The organism is Sphaerisporangium fuscum, from assembly GCF_018531465.1.
In the GTDB taxonomy this organism is placed as follows: domain Bacteria; phylum Actinomycetota; class Actinomycetes; order Streptosporangiales; family Streptosporangiaceae; genus Sphaerisporangium; species Sphaerisporangium fuscum.
The window spans coordinates 62,943-81,465 of sequence record NZ_JAHDTF010000006.1; the positions used below are offsets into that span (position 1 = coordinate 62,943).

The 18,523-nt window shown below is 73.0% G+C and carries 18 protein-coding genes; 14 read left to right on the top strand and 4 right to left on the bottom strand.

Translation table 11 applies throughout. The features are described 5' to 3' along the window. Nucleotides 1-33 precede the first annotated feature (33 nt). From KIK05_RS09315 to KIK05_RS48020, 4 genes are all read left to right on the top strand, one after another. The gene (locus tag KIK05_RS09315) at nucleotides 34-1,248 is read left to right on the top strand and encodes a M20 family metallopeptidase (protein ID WP_214410197.1); all 1,215 of its coding nucleotides are present in this window, start codon (nucleotides 34-36) and stop codon (nucleotides 1,246-1,248) included. Nucleotides 1,249-1,348: 100 nt separating this feature from the next. Next, entirely contained in the window at nucleotides 1,349-1,759 is a 411-nt protein-coding gene (locus tag KIK05_RS09320; protein ID WP_214410198.1) for an acyl-CoA-like ligand-binding transcription factor, read from the top strand. Between the two features lie 224 nt (nucleotides 1,760-1,983). Then, nucleotides 1,984-2,370, top strand: coding sequence for an FAD-dependent monooxygenase (locus tag KIK05_RS48795; RefSeq protein WP_214410199.1), 387 nt, complete (start codon nucleotides 1,984-1,986; stop codon nucleotides 2,368-2,370). Beyond that, on the top strand, nucleotides 2,268-2,765 hold the full coding sequence (locus KIK05_RS48020) for an FAD-dependent monooxygenase (protein WP_214410200.1): 498 nt from the start codon (nucleotides 2,268-2,270) through the stop codon (nucleotides 2,763-2,765). The genes KIK05_RS48795 and KIK05_RS48020 overlap by 103 nt, the downstream gene beginning before the upstream one ends. Before the next feature lie 22 nt (nucleotides 2,766-2,787). Here the strand turns inward: KIK05_RS48020 and KIK05_RS09335 are convergent, their stop codons facing one another. The 3 genes from KIK05_RS09335 to KIK05_RS09345 form a co-directional block, all read right to left on the bottom strand. Beyond that, nucleotides 2,788-3,546, bottom strand: coding sequence for an SDR family NAD(P)-dependent oxidoreductase (locus tag KIK05_RS09335; protein WP_214410201.1), 759 nt, complete (start codon nucleotides 3,544-3,546; stop codon nucleotides 2,788-2,790). Nucleotides 3,547-3,556: 10 nt separating this feature from the next. Then, nucleotides 3,557-4,444: an NAD(P)-dependent oxidoreductase gene (locus KIK05_RS09340; protein WP_214410202.1), complete on the bottom strand. Its 888-nt coding sequence runs from the start codon at nucleotides 4,442-4,444 to the stop codon at nucleotides 3,557-3,559. Between the two features lie 89 nt (nucleotides 4,445-4,533). Further along, nucleotides 4,534-5,886: a serine hydrolase domain-containing protein gene (locus KIK05_RS09345; RefSeq protein ID WP_214410203.1), complete on the bottom strand. Its 1,353-nt coding sequence runs from the start codon at nucleotides 5,884-5,886 to the stop codon at nucleotides 4,534-4,536. Nucleotides 5,887-6,317: 431 nt separating this feature from the next. Between KIK05_RS09345 and KIK05_RS09350 the strand changes: the two genes are divergently transcribed. The 4 genes from KIK05_RS09350 to KIK05_RS09365 all read left to right on the top strand — a co-directional run bounded on the left by KIK05_RS09350 (nucleotide 6,318) and on the right by KIK05_RS09365 (nucleotide 12,571). Then, the gene (locus tag KIK05_RS09350; protein WP_214410448.1) at nucleotides 6,318-7,076 is read left to right on the top strand and encodes a phytanoyl-CoA dioxygenase family protein; all 759 of its coding nucleotides are present in this window, start codon (nucleotides 6,318-6,320) and stop codon (nucleotides 7,074-7,076) included. 96 nt (nucleotides 7,077-7,172) lie between these two features. Further along, nucleotides 7,173-9,392, top strand: coding sequence for an SF1B family DNA helicase RecD2 (gene recD2 / locus KIK05_RS09355; RefSeq protein WP_214410204.1), 2,220 nt, complete (start codon nucleotides 7,173-7,175; stop codon nucleotides 9,390-9,392). A 325-nt stretch (nucleotides 9,393-9,717) separates the two neighbouring features. Beyond that, nucleotides 9,718-11,013, top strand: a complete 1,296-nt coding sequence (locus KIK05_RS09360; protein ID WP_308249834.1) for a L,D-transpeptidase — start codon at nucleotides 9,718-9,720, stop codon at nucleotides 11,011-11,013. Between the two features lie 73 nt (nucleotides 11,014-11,086). Next, on the top strand, nucleotides 11,087-12,571 hold the full coding sequence (locus KIK05_RS09365) for an aminotransferase class I/II-fold pyridoxal phosphate-dependent enzyme (protein WP_214410205.1): 1,485 nt from the start codon (nucleotides 11,087-11,089) through the stop codon (nucleotides 12,569-12,571). A 13-nt stretch (nucleotides 12,572-12,584) separates the two neighbouring features. Here the strand turns inward: KIK05_RS09365 and KIK05_RS09370 are convergent, their stop codons facing one another. Continuing rightward, entirely contained in the window at nucleotides 12,585-13,571 is a 987-nt protein-coding gene (locus KIK05_RS09370; RefSeq protein WP_214410206.1) for a radical SAM protein, read from the bottom strand. A 190-nt stretch (nucleotides 13,572-13,761) separates the two neighbouring features. Between KIK05_RS09370 and KIK05_RS48800 the strand changes: the two genes are divergently transcribed. The 6 genes from KIK05_RS48800 to KIK05_RS09400 all read left to right on the top strand — a co-directional run bounded on the left by KIK05_RS48800 (nucleotide 13,762) and on the right by KIK05_RS09400 (nucleotide 18,519). After that, complete coding sequence (locus KIK05_RS48800) at nucleotides 13,762-16,026, top strand: sensor histidine kinase (protein ID WP_214410207.1); 2,265 nt, start codon at nucleotides 13,762-13,764, stop codon at nucleotides 16,024-16,026. Continuing rightward, complete coding sequence (locus tag KIK05_RS09380; protein ID WP_214410208.1) at nucleotides 16,023-16,670, top strand: response regulator; 648 nt, start codon at nucleotides 16,023-16,025, stop codon at nucleotides 16,668-16,670. The genes KIK05_RS48800 and KIK05_RS09380 overlap by 4 nt, the downstream gene beginning before the upstream one ends. 135 nt (nucleotides 16,671-16,805) lie before the next feature. Then, nucleotides 16,806-17,264 (top strand): DUF6294 family protein, encoded by a 459-nt coding sequence (locus tag KIK05_RS09385; RefSeq protein ID WP_214410209.1) that lies wholly within the window; start codon nucleotides 16,806-16,808, stop codon nucleotides 17,262-17,264. A gap of 28 nt (nucleotides 17,265-17,292) precedes the next feature. Continuing rightward, nucleotides 17,293-17,826, top strand: a complete 534-nt coding sequence (locus KIK05_RS09390; protein WP_214410210.1) for a hypothetical protein — start codon at nucleotides 17,293-17,295, stop codon at nucleotides 17,824-17,826. A 36-nt stretch (nucleotides 17,827-17,862) separates the two neighbouring features. Then, on the top strand, nucleotides 17,863-18,090 hold the full coding sequence (locus tag KIK05_RS09395; RefSeq protein ID WP_214410211.1) for a hypothetical protein: 228 nt from the start codon (nucleotides 17,863-17,865) through the stop codon (nucleotides 18,088-18,090). Between the two features lie 105 nt (nucleotides 18,091-18,195). Continuing rightward, nucleotides 18,196-18,519 (top strand): DUF952 domain-containing protein, encoded by a 324-nt coding sequence (locus KIK05_RS09400; protein ID WP_308249835.1) that lies wholly within the window; start codon nucleotides 18,196-18,198, stop codon nucleotides 18,517-18,519. Nucleotides 18,520-18,523: the final 4 nt, after the last annotated feature.

Sequence of the window (18,523 nt, forward strand, 5' to 3'; positions counted from 1 at the left end):
TTTCTCGCATCACATCGGCGAATGGTGGGCATCATGACGGATCGGGTCGCGCGGGTCGGAGCCTGGCTGGACGAGCGGGCCGAGGAGATGGCCCGGTTCCTGGAACGCCTGGTGGCCGTCGACTCCGAGAATCCACCCGGGCGCGCGCTCGGCCGCTGTGCCCGCCTGCTGCGCGAGGAGATGGATCGTCTCGGCCTGTCCCCGGAGATCCTCGGCCTCCCCGAGGCGCCCGGGGACCTGGAGGAGCCGTGCCTCGTACGCGGCACCGCCGGCGACGGCGGCGGGCTCGTCTACTTCCACGGCCACTTCGACGTGGTCCCGGCGCAGGACCGCGCGCAGTTCACTCCGGTACGCCGCGAGGGGAAGATCGTCGGGCGCGGCACGGCGGACATGAAGGGCGGCGTCGTCGGCATGCTCTACGGCGCCGCGGCCGCCAGGGAGCTCGGGCTGCTCGGCGACGGGCGGATCGTCGTGCACCTGGTGTGCGACGAGGAGACCGGCAGCGTCGCGGGCTCCGGCCATCTGCGCGCGGCCGGACTGATCGACCCGGCCGCGCGGGCCATGCTCACCGCGGAGCCCAGCGGCGGGAGCATCTGGAACGCCGCCCGTGGCGCCATCTCCCTGCGTGTCGACGTCCAGGGCCGCGAGGCCCACGTCGGGCAGGCGAACCTCGGCGTGAACGCCTTCCAGCACATGCTGCACCTCGCCCGTCCCGTCGAGCGGTACGCCGCCGAGATGGCCGGTCGGCACACCGATTTCCCGATGGGCCCCGGCGACGCCCCCGGCAGCATGCTCGTGGTCGGGGGCCTGTCCGGCGGCGGCTCCAACTTCAACGTCGTCCCCGGTTCGGCCTACTTCACCGTCGACGGCCGCTTCAACCCCGAGGAGGACCTGGACGGCGAACTCAAGCGCCTCACCGGCCTCATCGAGGACGCCGCCCGGGAGATCGGCGCCACCGTCGCGATCCGGACGACCCAGGTGCAGCCCTCCGCGAGCACCGGCCCGGATCACCCGGCGGCCGCCGCGCTCGCCCGCGTCGTCGGCGAGGTCCAGGGCGGCCCGGCCCGCTTCGAGCTGTGCCCGGGCGTCCTGGAGACCCGCTGGTACGCGCAGCTCGGCATCCCGGCGTTCGGCTACGGCCCGGGCCGCCTGGAGGTCTCCCACGGCCCCGAGGAGTACGTCGAGGAGGCCGCCGTGCGCCGCTGCGCCGCCGTGTACGCCCTCTATGCCGGCGACATGCTGGGGTGAGCCGATCACGGCAAGGGGAAGAACTTGCCGCCCCGGCAGCAACTACTTCTCCAGCAGGGCGGAGGCGTTCGTCGCCCGTCATCTCGATCGCATGCAGGGTGTGGCGGACGACTTGCGCGCCCGTCCCGCCGACGAGCCGCTGACCGAGGCCATCGCCGGCGCGATGGTGACGCGGTTCACCCCCGAGTCCGTCGCGGACGACGGACACCCGCGCAGCCGGCAGTGGGTCGACGGGATCCGGCTCATGCTCACCGAGCCGGAAGTGCAGGGCGAGTACCTCAGGGCGAACATGCTCGTCCAGCGTGAGCTGGCGAAGGCGATCGCCGGGCGTACCGGCACCGACGTGCTCGATGACATGTACCCGAACCTGGTCGCCGCGGCGACCGGAGCGGCCACCACCGTCGCCATGGAGCACTGGCTCCGTGCCGATCCGACCGTGGCGATCGGCCCGCTCCTGCGGGAGGTCCTCGACCAGCTCTGGGCCGGGCTTCCCACCCCTCCCAAGCGATGATCCCCGGCCTCGCACCACCCTCGCCCGGAGCCCAAGGCCAACGGCGTCATCGGGCAGGTCGTCCGCCTCCTGGACCACCGCGGCCTGTACGAACGGCTCACCGGCACCCCCGGCGCGCCCCGCCCGATGCCGATGTTCATCTTCGGAGCCATGCCGCTGCAGCTGGCCCGGCTGGACGACAACCCGATGTACGGCGTGCAGATTCGCAGCAGCGCCTGGAGCGGATGCTGGAGGAACGGGCGCGCGAACTCGGCGTGCCGATCCGGCGCGGCCACGAGGTGGTCGCCCTGTCACAGGACGAGCAGGCCGTCCACCTGACCGTACGGGGCCCGGAGGGTGGGCACGAAATGCGGGCCGCCTACCTGGTGGGCTGCGACGGAGCCCACAGCGTCGTCCGCAAGCAGGCCGGCATCGGCTTCCCCGGCGTGACGCCCTGCTTCCCCTCCCCGGCGGAGGGCTGGCCGTCAGCTGCATCGAGTGGGGCGGCGAGACGGACGACGAGTCGCCGATGTCGCTGGAGGAGCTTTCGGCCGCGCTGCGCCGGGTGCTGGGCGCCGACCTGCCCATCGCCGCGCCCGAAGGCCCCGGCCCCCACCTGCTGCGCCGGCTGAGCGGCCGCAACACCCGCCTGGCCGAGCGGTACCGCCAGGGGCGGGTGCTGCTGGCCGGCGACGCCGCCCACGTCCACTCCGCCATGGGGGCGCCGGGGTTGAACCTCGGCCTGCAGGACGTCGCCAACCTCGGCTGGAAGCTCGCCGCCGAGGTCGCCGGCCGGGCACCGCCGGGACTGCTGGACACCTACGAAGCCGAGCGCCGACCGGCCGCCGACCGGGTGGTCGAGGTGGTCGCCGCGGCGTGCGACCACCCGCCCGCGCAGGCGATGCTCATCCGCCCCGACGGCTACCTCGCCTGGGCCGCCGGACCGCACGACCCGGACGAGGAGGCCGCGGCGACGCTGCGGCTGGCCCTGACCACCTGGTTCGGCGAGGAAGGGCCGACCGGCTGACCCACGGCCGCCGGCGGCCCCGCTACCAGGGGATCGGCCCCTCCTCGCCGAAGCAGCCGCCCGTCGGGCCGTCCGCGCCGAGGGTCGCCAGCCTCACGGCCACCGCCGCCCCCTCGGCGGCGGTGCGGGTGAGGCCCGGCACGTCCCTGGTGAAATTGGTGGCGCACAGCCCCGGATCGGCCGCGTTCACCAGGATGCCGTGCGGGCGCAGCTCCTTGGCGTACTGCACCGTCAGCGAGTTGAGCGCGGTCTTGGACGGGACGTAGGCCACCGAGGCGGGCCGCCGGGCGAAGAAGCCCTGCGGGTCGGCCATCAGCGCCAGCGAGCCCAGGCCGCTGGTGACGTTGACCACCCGCCCGGCGGGGGAGCGCAGCAGCAGCGGGATCATCGCCGTGGTGACGCTGATGACGCCGAAGACGTTGGTCTCGAAGACCTCCCTGACGACCTCCAGCCGCGCCGTGCCCGCGCTCTGCGCCGCGGGGTCGCCCAGGATGCCGGCGTTGTTCACAAGGACGTCCAGCACGCCGAACTGCTCCTCGACGTGCTTGGCGGCCGCGGTGACCGAGGCGGGGTCGGTGACGTCGAGCCAGATCGGGTGGACCTCGGCGCCGGCGGCGGATCGCAGGGCGGCCGCCGCCTCCTCTCCGCGCCGCGGGTCCCGCGCGCCGAGCAGCACCGTCATGCCGAGTCCGGCCAGCTGCGCGGCGATCTCGCGCCCGATGCCCTGGTTGGCGCCGGTGACCAGCGCCGTCACCTGACGGGGTGGGGTGGTGGCGGTCATGGTTCGCCCTTCACCCCTGGCCGGGAGCGGAATGGCGGCGCTCGGCGCGCACCAGCTCCACCGCGGCGGCGATGTCGGCCTCGCGCCACCCCCGCTCGGCGGTCTCCTGGTAGCGCCGCTCCACCAGCCGGGCGATGGGCAGCGACAGGCCGTGCGCCTCGGCGACCTCGGCCACCAGCCGTACGTCCTTGGCGCCGAGCCAGGTGGCGAACCAGCCGCGGCGGTGGTCGCCGCCGATCATGTCGTCGAGCCGGTTGCGGATGGCGAGCGGCACGGTGGGCCACTGGTCGAGGACCTCCCGCAGCAGCCCGGTGTCGAGCCCGGCGGCCTCGGCGGCGCCCACCACCTCGGCGGCCACCGCGACGGAGGACATCAGCAGGTAGTTGTTGAGCAGCTTGAACGTGGTGGCCGCGCCCGGGTCCTCACCGCAGTACCAGTGGACGCAGAACAGCTGCCGCCACAGCGGCTCCAGGTCGTCGACCAGAGCCCGGTCGCCGCCGAGCAGGCCGGCGGCCAGCCCGTCGGTGACGGTGCGCGGCGCCGCGATGATCGGCACGGCGAGGAAGCGCCGTTCGGGAACGGTGTCGCGGAGCCTTCGTGAGGTGTCCGGGGAGACGGTGCTCATGTCGGCGAGCACGGGCGCGCCCGGCCCCGCGCCGATCTCGTCCAGACGCTCGACGACCTCCAGGACGGCCCGGTCGTCGGCGAGCGACATCAGCACCGCCTGGGCCCCCTTGGCCGCCTCACCCGGGGTGGACGCCTCCAGGGCGCCGGCCTCCACCACCTGCGCGGCCTTGCCCGGTGTGCGGTTCCAGACGGTGACCTCGCACCCGTGGCCGAGCAGGCGCGTCGCCACCGCCCGGCCCATGTTGCCCATTCCGAGTACAGCTACCCGCATATGTCATTCCCCCTTTGACGCCATTGTCACGAACGCCGGGCCGTGCGCGGCGGAGGCTCGCTGGAGGAATTAGCAGGTCAGGGGCTGTGTCAGCGCCAGCCGGACTGGTCGACACCCCCGGGAACCGGCGCGGCCGGGTCGTACGGCTCGCGGGTGAACACGAAGGTGTTGAGGTCGAGGTGGCTGGGGGAGCCGTCCGGCCGGCGCACCACGCGCATGGTCTCCCCGGCGTAGTAGCCGTCGAGGCCGAGCCAGGTGCCGTCGGCCTGGGCGGCGAAGCGCGAGGACCGGCCCATGCCGTTGACCGGCGTCAGCGAGAGGTCGCGTCCGGGCAGCAGGCGCAGCATGTAGGCGGTGGGCCCCCAGTACCAGGGCCCGGTGAGCTCCAGCAGGTCGGGGTCGGCCGGGGTGGGCGTCCATTCGCGCGGGATGGCGGGCTCGTGGGCGTCGAGGATGTCGACCAGGTCGGTGGCGATCGACCCGCGCAGCCCCGAGGTGGTGTTCGCCATGATCACCACGCCGGTGCGGTCGGCCGGGTCGCCCCAGACCAGGGCGAGGAACCCCGGCATCGACCCGCTGTGCCCGGCCAGGCGACGCCCGCGGTGACGCAGCAGCTGCACGCCGAGACCGTACCCGCCGCTCCAGACGTCGCCGTCCTCGACGGTGGCGGGCTCGCGCATCTCGGCGAGCGTCACCGCGCTCAGCACCTTCTCGTCGCCTCCGGCCAGGAACGCCGTCCACTTCGCCATGTCGGTCGGCGTGGACCACAGCTGCCCTGCCGGGGCCATGGCCACCGCGTCGTGCTCGGGCTCGGGCAGCAGCACGTCGGCCCACGGATGCACGGCGTACCCCCGGGCGTGCGGCTCGCGCGGGCGCGTGGTGGTGTCGAGCATCCCGAGCGGCGTGAGGATCTCCTCGCGCACGGACTCGAACCAGTCGGCGCCGCGGTGCCGGCCGATGAGCTCGCCGAGCAGGGCGAAGCCCAGGTTGGAGTAGTGGAACCGGCGGCCGGGCCGGTGACGGGCGGTGGTGGTGTCAAGGTTGCCGGCCAGGGTGTCGATGCCGACCCCCGGCGTGCGCTCCCACCACTGGCCGGGTGGCTCGGCGGTGAGCCCGGAGGTGTGCGACAGCAGCTGGCCGATGGTGACCTCGCCGACCGGCGTGCCCTGGACGTGCTTGCCGAGCGGCTCGTTGAGGTCGAGCAGGCCCTCGTCGCGCAGCCGCATCACCATCACCGCGACCAGGGTCTTGGTGATCGAGCCGATGCGGTACTGGGTGCCGGCGGTGGGCGGCGCGCCCTCGACCGTGCCCCTGGCGCCGAACCAGACGGGCACGCCGTCGCGCAGCACCGTCGCGACGAGCGAGGGCAGCCGCGCCTCGGCCTGCTCGATAGCCAGGCGTCGCAGCAGCGCGCGAGCCGTACCCTCCAGAACCGCCGACATCCGGCCGCCCTCCCGCATCGTGAGAACCGTCGTGCAACAGCAGCCCACATTACCGGGGTTCCACCGGCCGTCCGGGCCGTAACCGACCGAAGTGGTTACGTCGCCGAGCGGGCGGCGACGGGTTCGCCGCGTGCCGCCGCCGGGGGGACGCGCACGGCGGCCGCCGAGACGATCGCGGCCAGGGCGAGCCCGGTGAGGGCCGCCGTCACCCCGCGGCCCCAGGTGTCGAAGAGCGTCCGCCGCCCGGGGCGGCCCCTCGCCCGCGGGTCGCCGGCCCGCGATGAGGTGACGGCTCCCGACGGCGTGCTCCTCGCTCTCGGCGTCGGGTGCCGGTCCTGTCGAATCACCCGGGTCCGAGGTGGAAATTCCGTTGCGGCCCATCACGGTCCTGGCCATGCTGCTCTCTGTTGCCGAGCATGTGGGGGGTGCCGATGCTGACCGACGAGGACGTCGAGAGGTTCGTCGAGGAGGGGTTCGTCCGGCTTCGCGGCGCGGTCCCTCGGACGACCGTCGAGCAGTGCCGGGCCGAGCTGTGGGAGGCGAGCGGCTGCGATCCCGACGACCCGTCGACCTGGACGAAGCCGGTCGTCCGCCTGGGCGGTTTCGCCACCCCGCCCTTCCGGGCGGCGGCCAACACCCCGGCGCTGCACGCCGCCTACGACCGGCTCGCGGGGCCGGGGCGCTGGGACGCGCCGATGGGCCTGGGGACGTTCCCGCTGCGCTTTCCCCGCGACGAGGACCCCGGCGACGACGGGTGGCACCTGGACGCGAGCTTCACCGGCGACGGCGGGGAGTACCGGGTGAACCTGCGCTCCCGTGGCCGCGCCCTGCTGATGCTGTTCCTGTTCTCCGACGTCGGCCCCGACGACGCCCCGACCAGGATTCGCGTCGGTTCGCACCTGGACGTGCCGGCGCTGCTGGCCGACGCGGGGGACGAAGGCCGCGAATGGTTCGGGCTGTGCCAAGAGGCCGTTCCCGCCAGCTCGGGCCGGCCGGAGGTCGTGGCCACCGGTGAGGCCGGCGACGTGTACCTGTGCCACCCGTTCCTCATCCACGCCGCCCAGCGGCACCGCGGGAGCGTTCCCCGGTTCATGGCCCAGCCGCCGCTGACGCCGACCGGCCTGCTCGACCTCACCGGCGCGTCCCCCACCCCGGTGGAGCGGTCGGTGCTGAAGGGCCTGCCGGGCTGACGTCCGCCTCCGGGCGCGCGGCCGGCGTACGAAGCAGGCCCCGCCCCGGGGCTGCTCTACGCTTACGCAAGCCAATGTCGGTGCGGAGGTGGGCGGGTGCAGCCGAAGGGAGACGGCGTCTCCACGACAAGCCTTTCGGCGGTTCTCGAACGCATCACCTACGCGAACGACGAGACCGGCTACACGATCGCGCGCGTGGCGCCGGAGCGGGGCGGGTCCGAGCTGGTGACGGCGGTGGGGCCGCTGCTCGGCGCGCAGGTCGGCGAGAGCCTGCGCCTGACCGGCCGCTGGACCTCCCACCCCAGGTACGGCAGGCAGTTCGAGGTCTGGTCCTACACCACCGTCCTGCCGGCGACCGTGCAGGGCATCCAGCGCTACCTCGGCTCCGGCCTGATCAAGGGCATCGGCCCGAAGATGGCCGAGCGCATCGTGGGCCACTTCGGGGTCGACACCCTCCAGGTGATCGAGGACAGCCCCGGACGGCTGGTGGAGGTGCCCGGGCTCGGCCCCAAGCGCACCAAGATGATCGCCGCCGCCTGGGAGGAGCAGAAGATCATCAAAGAGGTGATGATCTTCCTGCAGGGCGTCGGGGTGTCCACCTCCATCGCCGTGCGCATCTTCAAGCAGTACGGCGACGCCTCGATCACGGTGGTCAAGACCGAGCCGTACCGGCTGGCCGACGACGTGTGGGGCATCGGCTTCAAGACCGCCGACACCATCGCCCAGGCCGTCGGCATCCCGCACGACAGCCCCGAGCGGGTGAAGGCCGGCCTGCGGTACACCCTTTCCCAGGCCGCCGACGCCGGCCACTGCTACCTGCCCGCGCCCAACCTGGCCGGCGACGCGGTGAAGATCCTCGAAGTCCCCGCCGAGCTGGTGGCGGACTGCCTGGAGGAGCTGGTCGCCGCCGAGGGCGTGGTCCGCGAGGACGTCCCCGCCGGCGACGGCGTCGTGCCCGCGGTCTACCTGGTGCCCTTCCACCGCGCCGAGCTGTCGCTGGCGGGTGGCCTGCGGCGCCTGCTCGACTCGCCGCACGACCGGCTGGCGGCGTTCGGTGACGTCGACTGGGACGCCGCCTTCGGCTGGCTGCGCAAGCAGACCGGCGCCGACCTCGCGCCCGAACAGGCCGAGGCGGTGCGGCTGGCCCTCACCTCCAAGGTCGCGGTGCTCACCGGAGGGCCCGGCTGCGGCAAGAGCTTCACCGTGCGCTCCATCGTCGCCCTGGCCCGCGCCAAGCGTGCCAAGGTCACCCTCGCCGCCCCCACGGGCCGGGCCGCCAAACGGCTGGCCGAGCTCACCGGCCACGAGGCGACCACCGTCCACCGCCTGCTGCAGCTGCGCCCCGGCGGCGAGGCCACCTTCGACCGCGACAACCCCCTGGACGCCGACCTGCTGGTGGTCGACGAGGCCTCGATGCTCGACCTGCTGCTGGCCAACAAGCTCGTCAAGGCCGTCTCGGCGGGCGCGCACCTGCTGTTCGTCGGCGACGTCGACCAGCTGCCCTCGGTGGGGGCGGGGGAGGTGCTGCGCGACCTGCTGGCCGCCGACAACGTCCCCCGGGTGCGGCTGACGCAGATCTTCCGCCAAGCCCAGCAGTCCGGGGTCGTGGTCAACGCCCACCGCATCAACACCGGGCTGCACCCCGTGCTCGAGGGCATGGCCGACTTCTTCCTGTTCCCCTGCGAGGAGCCCGAGGAGATCGCCGCGCTGACGGTCGACGTGGTGGCGCGGCGCATCCCGCGCAGGTTCGGGCTCGATCCTCGCCGCGACGTGCAGGTGCTCGCCCCCATGCACCGCGGCGCGGCCGGCGCCGGGAACCTCAACATCGCGCTCCAGGAGGCCCTCACCCCTTCCCGTGAGGGCATGCCGGAGCGGCGGTACGGCGGCCGGGTCTTCCGCATCGGCGACAAGGTCACCCAGTTGCGCAACAACTACGACAAGGGCGTCGCCGGGGTGTTCAACGGCACGGTCGGCGTGGTGACGGACCTGCGCCTCGAGGAGAGCAAGCTGACCGTTCTCACCGATGAGGACGAGAGCGTCGACTACGCCTTCGACGAGCTCGACGAGCTGGCCCACGCCTACGCCGTCTCCATCCACCGCTCGCAGGGCAGCGAGTACCCCGCCGTGGTCGTCCCGCTGGCCACCAGCGCCTGGATGATGCTGCAGCGCAACCTGCTCTACACCGCGGTCACCCGGGCCAAGAAGCTGGTGGTGCTGGTGGGTTCGCGGCGCGCGCTGGGACAGGCCGTGCGCACCCGCGGCGCGGGCCGCCGCCACACCAGCCTGACCCACCGGCTCCGCCAGGACCGGCCCTGAGGCTCTGAGAGGCCTTGCTCGATATCGAGTGGACGCCCTCCGGGGCGCGGGTGCTCTTCGACAGCGGGCACGAGCCGTTCGTCCCCGCCGAATACTTCGCCGGCGGCCGGTGACCGCTGCCGCGCCGGCGGGACGCGGATCCGGCTCACATCCGAACGCCGCCACGGGTGGCTGATCTTCGACTTTCCAGGGTCCCGCACCTCACGTCCGCCGTTCACCCGTAACTTCACCTAAATGTGATCCAACCCGGCCAAAACAGGTACGTTCCTATACGGATCGCTATTAGGCTTTTTACGAGCACTTTGCCGCCGTGGGGGAGAGGTCTGTGCGAGACATTTGGCACCGTCTGAGGACTCCGATCGCCGGGGTCGCCGTGGTCGCGGCGGGCCTGCTGACCGCGTCGTGCTCAGGCACGGGGACACCCGCGGGGCCGGGTGCCGACGGCGGCGCGAGCCAGACACCCGCCAAGCCGCTGCCACAGATCAAGATCAGCCCGGTGAAGGGCGCGACCAAGGTCCGTCCCGACAAGAGCGTCGTGGTCACCGCCAGCCAGGGGAAGCTGGAGGAGGTCACCGTCGAGGCCGACGGCAAGCCGCTCGAGGGCGAGTTCGACACCGAGCACACCAAGTGGGTGTCCAAGGGCCCGCTGAAGCCCTCCAGCAACTACACCGTCTCGGCCAAGGCCACCGGCGACGGCGGTCCCGCCACGGCCACCAGCTCCTTCGCCACCCTCAAGCCGTCCCAGGAACTGCGCATCGCCGACATCACCCCCAACGTCAAGGGTGAGACCGTCGGCATCGGCATGCCGATCATGGTGCGGTTCACCCAGCCGGTCGGTGACAAGGAGGCGGTGGAGGCGTCGCTGAAGGTCACCGCCCAGAAGCCCGTGCCCGGCGCCTGGAGGTGGATCGACGACCGTCTCGTCATCTACCGGCCCGCCAAGTACTGGCCCGCCCACCAGAAGGTCAAGTTCGCCGCGCAGCTCGAAGGCGTGCGCGCGGGCAAGGACATGTACGGCGTGAAGAACTACAGCAGCACCATGAACATCGGCGCCGCCTGGATCAGCAAGGTCAACACCCGCAGCCACACCATGGTCGTCCGCCGCGACGGCAAGATCGTGCAGCGGATGGCGATCAGCGCGGGCAAGGGCGACACCCGCGAGTACACCACCACCAGCGGCGTCCACCTCACCATGGAGCGCGGCAACCCGGTCACGATGATCTCCCCCGGGAAGAAGGAAGGCGACCCCGGGTACTACAAGGAGGTCGTCAACCACGCCGTCCGCATTTCCAACAGCGGCGAGTACGTCCACAGCGCCCCCTGGTCGGTCGGCTCGCAGGGCCGCGCCAACGTCAGCCACGGCTGCGTCAACGCCCGCCCGGACCAGGCCAAGTGGTTCTACGACAACTTCCACCGCGGCGACGTCGTCACGATCGTCGGCACCACCCGCATCCTGGAGTGGAACAACGGCTGGGGCTTCTGGCAGATGCCGTTCAAGCAGTGGAAGAAGGGCAGCGCCCTGAAGAACGGCGCCCCCAAGGACACCACCGACGCCCCCAAGGACACCCCCACCGACACACCGAAGGACGACTCCTCCGGCGACAGCACCGTCACCGGCTGAGGTTCCCGCTGGGACGGCGGTGTGACGCTCCGAGCTGGGGTTTCCCGGCTTCGAGCCAGGGCACCGGGCCGATATGGACCAGTCACGAGCGCCGGTGCTTGAGGCGCTGGCCGCATATCACCAGACCGATCAGCTGCCGTTCACCCCGCCCGGTCACAAGCAGGGACGCGGGACCGACCCGCGTGTCCTCGCCGTGCTGGGGGAGGCGGTCTTCCGTTCCGACGTCCTGGCCACCGCCGGGCTGGACGACCGGGCCTCCACGGGCAAGGTGCTGCAACAGGCGCAGGACCTCATGGCCGAGGCGGTGTCGGTCGAACGGACCTTCTTCTCCACCTGCGGCAGCTCCCTGTCGGTGAAGGCCGCCATGCTCGCCGTCGCCGGGCCCCACGAGACGGTGCTGCTCGGCCGTGACGCCCACAAGGCGGTGATCTCGGGCCTCATCCTGTCCGGGCAGCGGCCCGTCTGGGTGGACCCGCAGTGGGACCCCGACCTGCACCTGGCCCACCCGCCCACGCCGCAGGCCTTCCAGTCCGCCCTGGAGGGCAACCCCGACGCCAAGGGCGTGCTGGTCACCAGCCCCACCCCGTACGGCGCCGGCTCGGACCTGGCCGCCATCGCCGAGGTGTGCCACCGGCACGGCAAGCCTCTGATCGTCGACGAGGCCTGGGGCGCCCACCTGCCGTTCCACTCCGGCCTGCCCACGTGGGGGATGGACGCCGGCGCGGACCTCTGCGTCACCTCGATCCACAAGATGGGCTCGGGGCTGGAGCAGAGCTCGGTGTTCCACCTCCAGGGCGACCTCGTCGACCCCGACGTCCTCAAGGCCCGGGCCGACCTGCTCAGCACCACCAGCCCGTCGGTGCTGATCTACGCCGCTCTGGACGGCTGGCGGCGCCAGATGGTCGAGCACGGCCGGGAGATCTACGACCGCACCCTCGCGCTGGCCGACGAGGTCCGTGCCGAAATCGAGGACATCGACGGCATGCACGTCCACGGCCGCGACGACTTCTGCGGACCCGGCCGCGCGGCCGACATGGACCCCCTGCTGATCGTCGTCGACATCTCCGCCCTCGGCGTGACCGGCTTCACGGCCGCCGACTGGCTGCGCGAGCACCGTCAGATCAACCTCGGCCTGTCCGACCACCGTCGTATCAGCGCCCAGATCACCCACGCCGACGACGACAAGACCGCCGCCCGGCTGCTGACCGCCCTGCGCGACCTGGCCGACCACGCCGCGGAACTGCCGCCCGCGCCGCGGTTCGAGATACCGGACCCGGCCCGGCTGCGGCTGGAACAGGTCACACTGCCCCGGGACGCGTTCTTCGGCCCCGCCGAGCAGGTGCCCTGGCGCAAGGCCGCGGGCCGCGTGGCCGCCGAGATGCTGACCCCCTACCCTCCGGGGATCCCGGCCGCGCTGCCCGGCGAGCGCCTCAACGACGACGTGCTGCGCTACCTGCGCGGCGGCGTCGAGGCGGGCATGGTCGTGCCGGACGCGGCCGACCCGGAGGTCGAGACCGTCCGCGTCCTCATCGAGGACGGCTCCTCCAGGCGCCGGTGACGGGGCGCGCGGCTCACAGCAGGGCGAGCTGGTGGTCCGCCGAACGGCTGGGCCGCCAGGGGTCCCGCCGGGTGCCGATGCCGTAGAGGCGGGCCAGCTCGCCGACCCGCCCCACCACGCGCCGCCGGTAGTCGTCGGAGGCCAGCGGCCCGTCGCCGTACAACTCCTGGTAGCGGGGCACCAGCCGCGGATGCTCCTCGGCCAGCCACCGCATGTACCACTCGCGCGAGCCGGGCGGCAGTTGCAGCACCATCGGCGTCAGGCTGACCACGCCGGCCTCGGCCACCCGCCGTACCACCGCCCGCAGCTGGTCCTCGGAATCGGTCAGGCACGGCAGGATCGGCGCCATCAGCACCCCGCACGGCACGCCGCGCTCGCCGAGCTCGGCGCACAGCTCCAGGCGCTTCTGCGCGCTCGGCGCCCCCGGCTCCACCGCACGGCGCAGCCGGTCGTCGACGAACCCGATCGACACCCGCGCCTCGACCTGGGCCACCTGCGCGGCCTCGGCCAGCGGCTCGGCGTCGCGCAGGATCAGCGCGCTCTTGGTCATCACCCGGAAGGGGTTGCCGGCGTCGCGCAGCGCCGCGATGACGCCCGGCATCAGCCGGTAGACCCGCTCGGCGTCCTGGTAGCAGTCGCCGCTCAGGCCGATGCCCACCGGCTCGGCGTCCCACCGGGGCGAGGCGAGCTCGGCCCGCAGCCGCCTGGCCACGTCGGTCTTGACCACGATGGAGGAGGCGAAGTCGCGCTCGCCGTCCAGCCCGAGGGAGCGGTGGCCGCGCCGCGCGCCGCAGTACAGGCACGAGTGGGCGCACCCGCGGTAGGGGCTGACCGCCCAGGAGATGCCGAGCCCGGCGGCCTGCGGCACCCGCTCGATCGCGGTGTGCGCGGCCACCTCGTAGAACGTCGTGTCGCCCAGGACACGGCGGACCGCCCGCCGCTCGATCCGGGGGCGTGCGGTGGGGGCGTCGTCGACCAGGGGAAGGGCGTCGAAACGCATGACCAACAGTGGAACATGTATTCGATACCTCTGGCAAGCGGATCCGGCCCTCCCGAGCCCTTTCCGGCCCCCGGCGTGATGCACAGTTCTGGCGCGAGCTCCTACCGGTCGGCGGGCCGCCATTGACTCAGCACGGTCCTGTCCGGCGGGCCGGTGGTTTCGCCGCCGGTTGTCGGTGAGGATGTGGGGTGTGTCCGCGCGGCTGCCCTGGTTGGCTTCGGTGCGACGGTCGCGCAGGGTTCCGGCCGGGGTCGCGATCGTCCTGGTGGTGCTGGGCGTCATCGCGACCGCCGTCTCGCTGGACGCGCCGTCCGACGGCAGCATCCTGCGGCTGGGCTCGTCGACGTGGCGTCTCGACGGCGTCGTGGTGGACGTGCCGGCCGCGCCCTCGGGGCCTGGGCTGCGGACCGGGGACCTGGTGGTCGCCGTCGCGGGCAGGCGCCTGGCCGACGGCCTCGGCGCCGTCTCTCGTCCCGGCCTGGGCGCGAGCGTCCCGTACGGCGTGGCCGGCGAGGACGCGGTCGTGATGGTGCGCGTCGATCGGCCCGATCCGTACCCGCTGCTCGTGCAGGCCTGGGGCGATCTCGTGTTCGTCCTCGCGCTGGCGGGGCTGGCGGCCGCGCTGTACCTGCGGCGGCCCGAGGCGCCCGCGACGGCCCCGTTGCTCGTGCTCGCGGCCGGGCTGCTGGGCAGCACGCTCACCGTCGCCGCCGGGCTGCCCGTGCTCGCGCTGGCCACCGGTGGCCCTCAGCTCTGGCTGTTCCACATCAACGCGATCGTGTCGTACTCCATCGGCTGGGGAGCGTTCCTGGCCTTCGTGCTCGCGTTCACGGCTCGCCAGCCGCTGTCGCCCCGTACCCGGAAGACGATCGCCGTCGCGTACGCCGCACCCCTGGCCGCGATGGCCGCCTGGAGCGGGGTGGCGGCGTTGATGGCGCCTGACGCGCTGCGGTGGCTCGGCCTGCTGCACAGCGGTCAGACGGCGGTGGTGACGCTGGCACTGGTGACCGGGACGGCCTGGGGCGTGATCAGCTATCGCGGCAACCCGGATCCGCTGATGCGCGCGCGGATGCGCTGGATGCTGGGCGGCGGCGCGGCCACGGCCGTACTCGGCATCGCGGGCTGGCACCTCCCGCAACTGATCACCGGAACGCAGCCGCTGCCGTGGGGCGCGCTCGGCCTGTCGGGACTGCCGTTCGTGGCCGGGATCGGGGTCGCGCTGCGCCGCCACCGCCTGTTCAACGTCGAGAGGCTGGCCAACCGCTCGCTGGTGTACGCCACCGTGGTCGCGATCCTGGTCGCCGGGTACGCGGCCGTGGTCGCGGTACTGGTCAGCGTGCTGCGGCTGTCGGACACCGTGGCCGCCGCGCTCGCCGCGGCCAGTGCGGCGCTCGCGCTGGCACCGCTGCGCAACGCGGCGCAGAGCACCGTCAACCGGGTGATGTACGGCGACCGCCACGACCCGGAGGGGGCACTGACCCGCCTGGGGACACGGCTGCAGGCGGTGCTGCTGCCCGCCGAGACGCTACCGGCGATCGTGGAGACCGTGGCCCGGTCGTTACGCGTGCCGTACGTGGCGATAGAGCTGGTGGACGGCGCGGGCGAGCGCCACTCGGCGGCCCGTCACGGGGTCGCGGCGGGCGAGGTGCACGCCGAGCCGCTGCGCTACCACGGGACGCTCGTCGGGCTCCTGCTGGTCTCGGCGCGCGGCTCGGACGACCCACTCGATCCCATCGACCTCAGCCTGATCGCCTCGCTGGCGCAGCAGGTGGGAAGCGCGGTGCAGGCGGTACGGCTGCACGACGACCTGGCCCGTTCCCGCGCCGAGGTGGTGGCCTCGCGGGAGGACGAACGCCGCCGGCTCCGCCGCGACCTGCACGACGGGCTGGGACCGGCGCTGGCCGCGATCGGGCTCAAGGCCGCGCTGGCGGCCCGCGCCGTACCGGACGACTCGGCGGCGCGTTCCCTGCTCGGAGAGATATCCGCCGAGGCGAGCGCGTCGCTGACCGACATCCGGCGCCTGGTCGAGGCGCTGCGCCCGCCCGCGCTGGACGAGCTGGGCATCGTCGGAGCGGTGCGCTCCCGAGCGGCGACCCTGGCGGGAGCGATGCCGATCGAGGTCATCGGCGAGGAAGGCTTGCCGGCGCTGCCCGCCGCGGTCGAGACGGCGGCGTACCGGATCGCCGTCGAGGCGATCACCAACGCGGTCCGGCACAGCGGCGCGACCGGCTGCACCGCCGAGATCGCGCTGAGGGCCGGCGGCGTCGAGGTGACGGTACGCGACGACGGCCGCGGGCTCGATCCTGAGCGGGCACCGGGGGTGGGGCTGCGTTCCATGCGGGAGCGGGCCGCCGAGGTCGGCGGGGAATGGTCGATATGCTCCCTGCCCGAGGGGGGCACCCGTGTGCGCGCCTTCCTGCCGGCGGATCTGGGCGAGTCTGGGAGGGCACGATGATCCGGCTGATCCTTGCCGACGACCACCCCGTGTTCGCGTCGGGCCTGCGGGCCCTGCTCGACTCCGAGGAGGACATGACGGTGCTCGCGGTCGCCGTGACCGGCGAGGAAGCGCTGCGCTCGGCGATCGAGCACCGGCCCGACGTCGCGGTGCTCGACGTCAACATGCCCGGCGGCGACGGGCTCACGGTCACCTCCCGGATGCGGGCCGCCGGTCTGCCCACGCGTGCGCTGATCCTGACGATGTACGACGACGACGAGAACGTCCTGGCCGCCCTGCGCGCCGGCGCCCACGGCTACGCGCTCAAAGGGGCCGGCCCCGAGGAGATCACGGCCACGGTCCGCGCGGTCGCCCGCGGCGAGGCGGTCTTCGGCGCCGGCGTGGCGACGCGGCTGCTCGCGCACTTCTCCAAGGCCGTCGTGGCCTCCCCGTTCCCGCAGCTCACCGAGCGGGAGCATGAGGTGCTCGGGCTGGTCGCGCGGGGCCTGGACAACACGGCGATCGCGCGGCGTCTCGGCGTGAGCGGCAAGACCGTGCGCAACCACGTCTCGAACGTCCTGACGAAGTTGCAGCTGGCCGACCGGCCCGCGGCGATCGTACGGGCCCGCGAGGCGGGACTCGGCGGGGCGCCCGAATCCTCCTGACGCCCCCTTTCGCCGGCACCGTCCGGGAGCGACCTCCCGGATCGACCGGGACGCGGGACCCATGACGACGGGACGCGGTACCGCCCACCCTGAGGGTGACTGATCGACGAGCCACCTTCAGGAAAGGAGAATCCCATGCGCGGGACCCGAAGGACGCTGGGCGCCGTATCGACCGCTGCGGCCCTGATCGCGGGACTGACCTTCGCCACCACCGGAACCGCCCGGGCGCAGGGCACCACCGCCCTGGCCACCAAGACCTTCACCTTCGGAACGATGCGGGCGGGCGACTGCACGATGTTCTCGGGTGCCCGATGGACGTTGACCTCCAAGGGCAAGGCCTTCTTCGACGGCACGGTCACCAGCAGTGATGACGACGACGCCTGGCTGATGTGGGCGAAGATCAAGGACGGGAACGGCGCCGTGCTCGGCTGGCTGAGGCACACCCGCTCCGCCCCCACGAACCTGACGAAGTTCGTCAAGAACATGCCCAGCCACACCGAGCCGTACCGGTGGCAGATCAAGGACACCGAGGCGGAGTTCGACGCCGACCTGTTCCCGCTCATCGAGCACATGTCGCTGAGCAACCACTGCTGAGCCCGCACCGCCGGCCCTGACGACGGACATGAGAGCGCAGGCGCTCGGCGGGCTGGGGCTGCTGGCCTCGGCGATGCTCTGCCTCGCCGGGACCCTGACCGCGTCCGCCGAGGTGATGTGGGGGGCCGGCGCATGGGCCGGGGTGGCGGCGACCGCGACGGTGTACCGCGACGTCGCGCGGCACGCAGGGCGGGGGCGGGCCGCCGTCGCACTGGCCCTGCTCGGAGTGGTCGCCTCGGCCTGGACGGTCGAGGCGACGCTCCGGGTCGCCGGCGGGTGGTGGGGCGCGGCGCAGCCCGTCCCGCGGCTCGCCTTGGCCTATGCCGCCGCCGCCGGCATCGCGCTGCTGGCGTACGGGCTCGTCCGTGCCGGACCGGTCCGGCCGGCGGCTGGAGCGCTCATCGCGTTCGCCGCGCTGCTCGGCCCGCTCACCGGCGATCCGGGAGCCCCCTACCTTCTGGGCGCCGGGCCTCTCGGCGCCGCTCTGCTCGCCGGCGCCATCCGAACACGCATCCCGGGACGGAGGTCGCAAGACGGCCCGGCCGGGGACCCGCCCCAATGAAGGACCTGATCCATCGATCCGAAAGGGAAGACGGTCATGACCAACCCGAACTTCTCATCGTGGCAGAGCCGGCAGAACGCCGACCAGAACGCGGCCAGGGCGGCCCAGTGGGCGCGCCAATCCTCTCAGGACTCGGCGCGGCTGGCGCGCCGGTCCGGCCGGTCGAGCTTCGTCGGCAACGTGATCGCGCTGCTGATCGTCATCGCCGTCCTCGTCGTCGCCGCGCCGTTCGTGCTGGAGATCATCGCCCGCGTCGGCTTCTGAGGCTTCTGCGGTGACAAGAGGAAACGACAGCGGAGGCAGCATGGTCCGGCGATCGGTCTCGGCGAATGACGGCGATGTGCGGGAAATCGGTCTAGGGTGGACACGGTGACGATCCTTCACCTCGCGCTGGCGGCCGACTGGGACGCCGCCCAGGACGACGGCGCGTACCTCGTGTCGACCCTCGGACGCACGCTGGAGCAGGAAGGCTTCATCCACGCGTGCGCCGACACCGAGCAGCTGCGCGGGGTGGCGGAGCGGTTCTACTCGCAGGTGACCGAGCCGCTGGTCGTGCTGCACATCGAGGAGGATCTGCTGGGCAGCCCGGTGGTGGCCGAGGTGCCGCCGGACGCGCGGGAGGCGTTCCCGCACATCTACGGCCCGATCCCCGTCACCGCGGTCCGTGCCGTCACCCCGTTCACCCACGGCTAGCGCC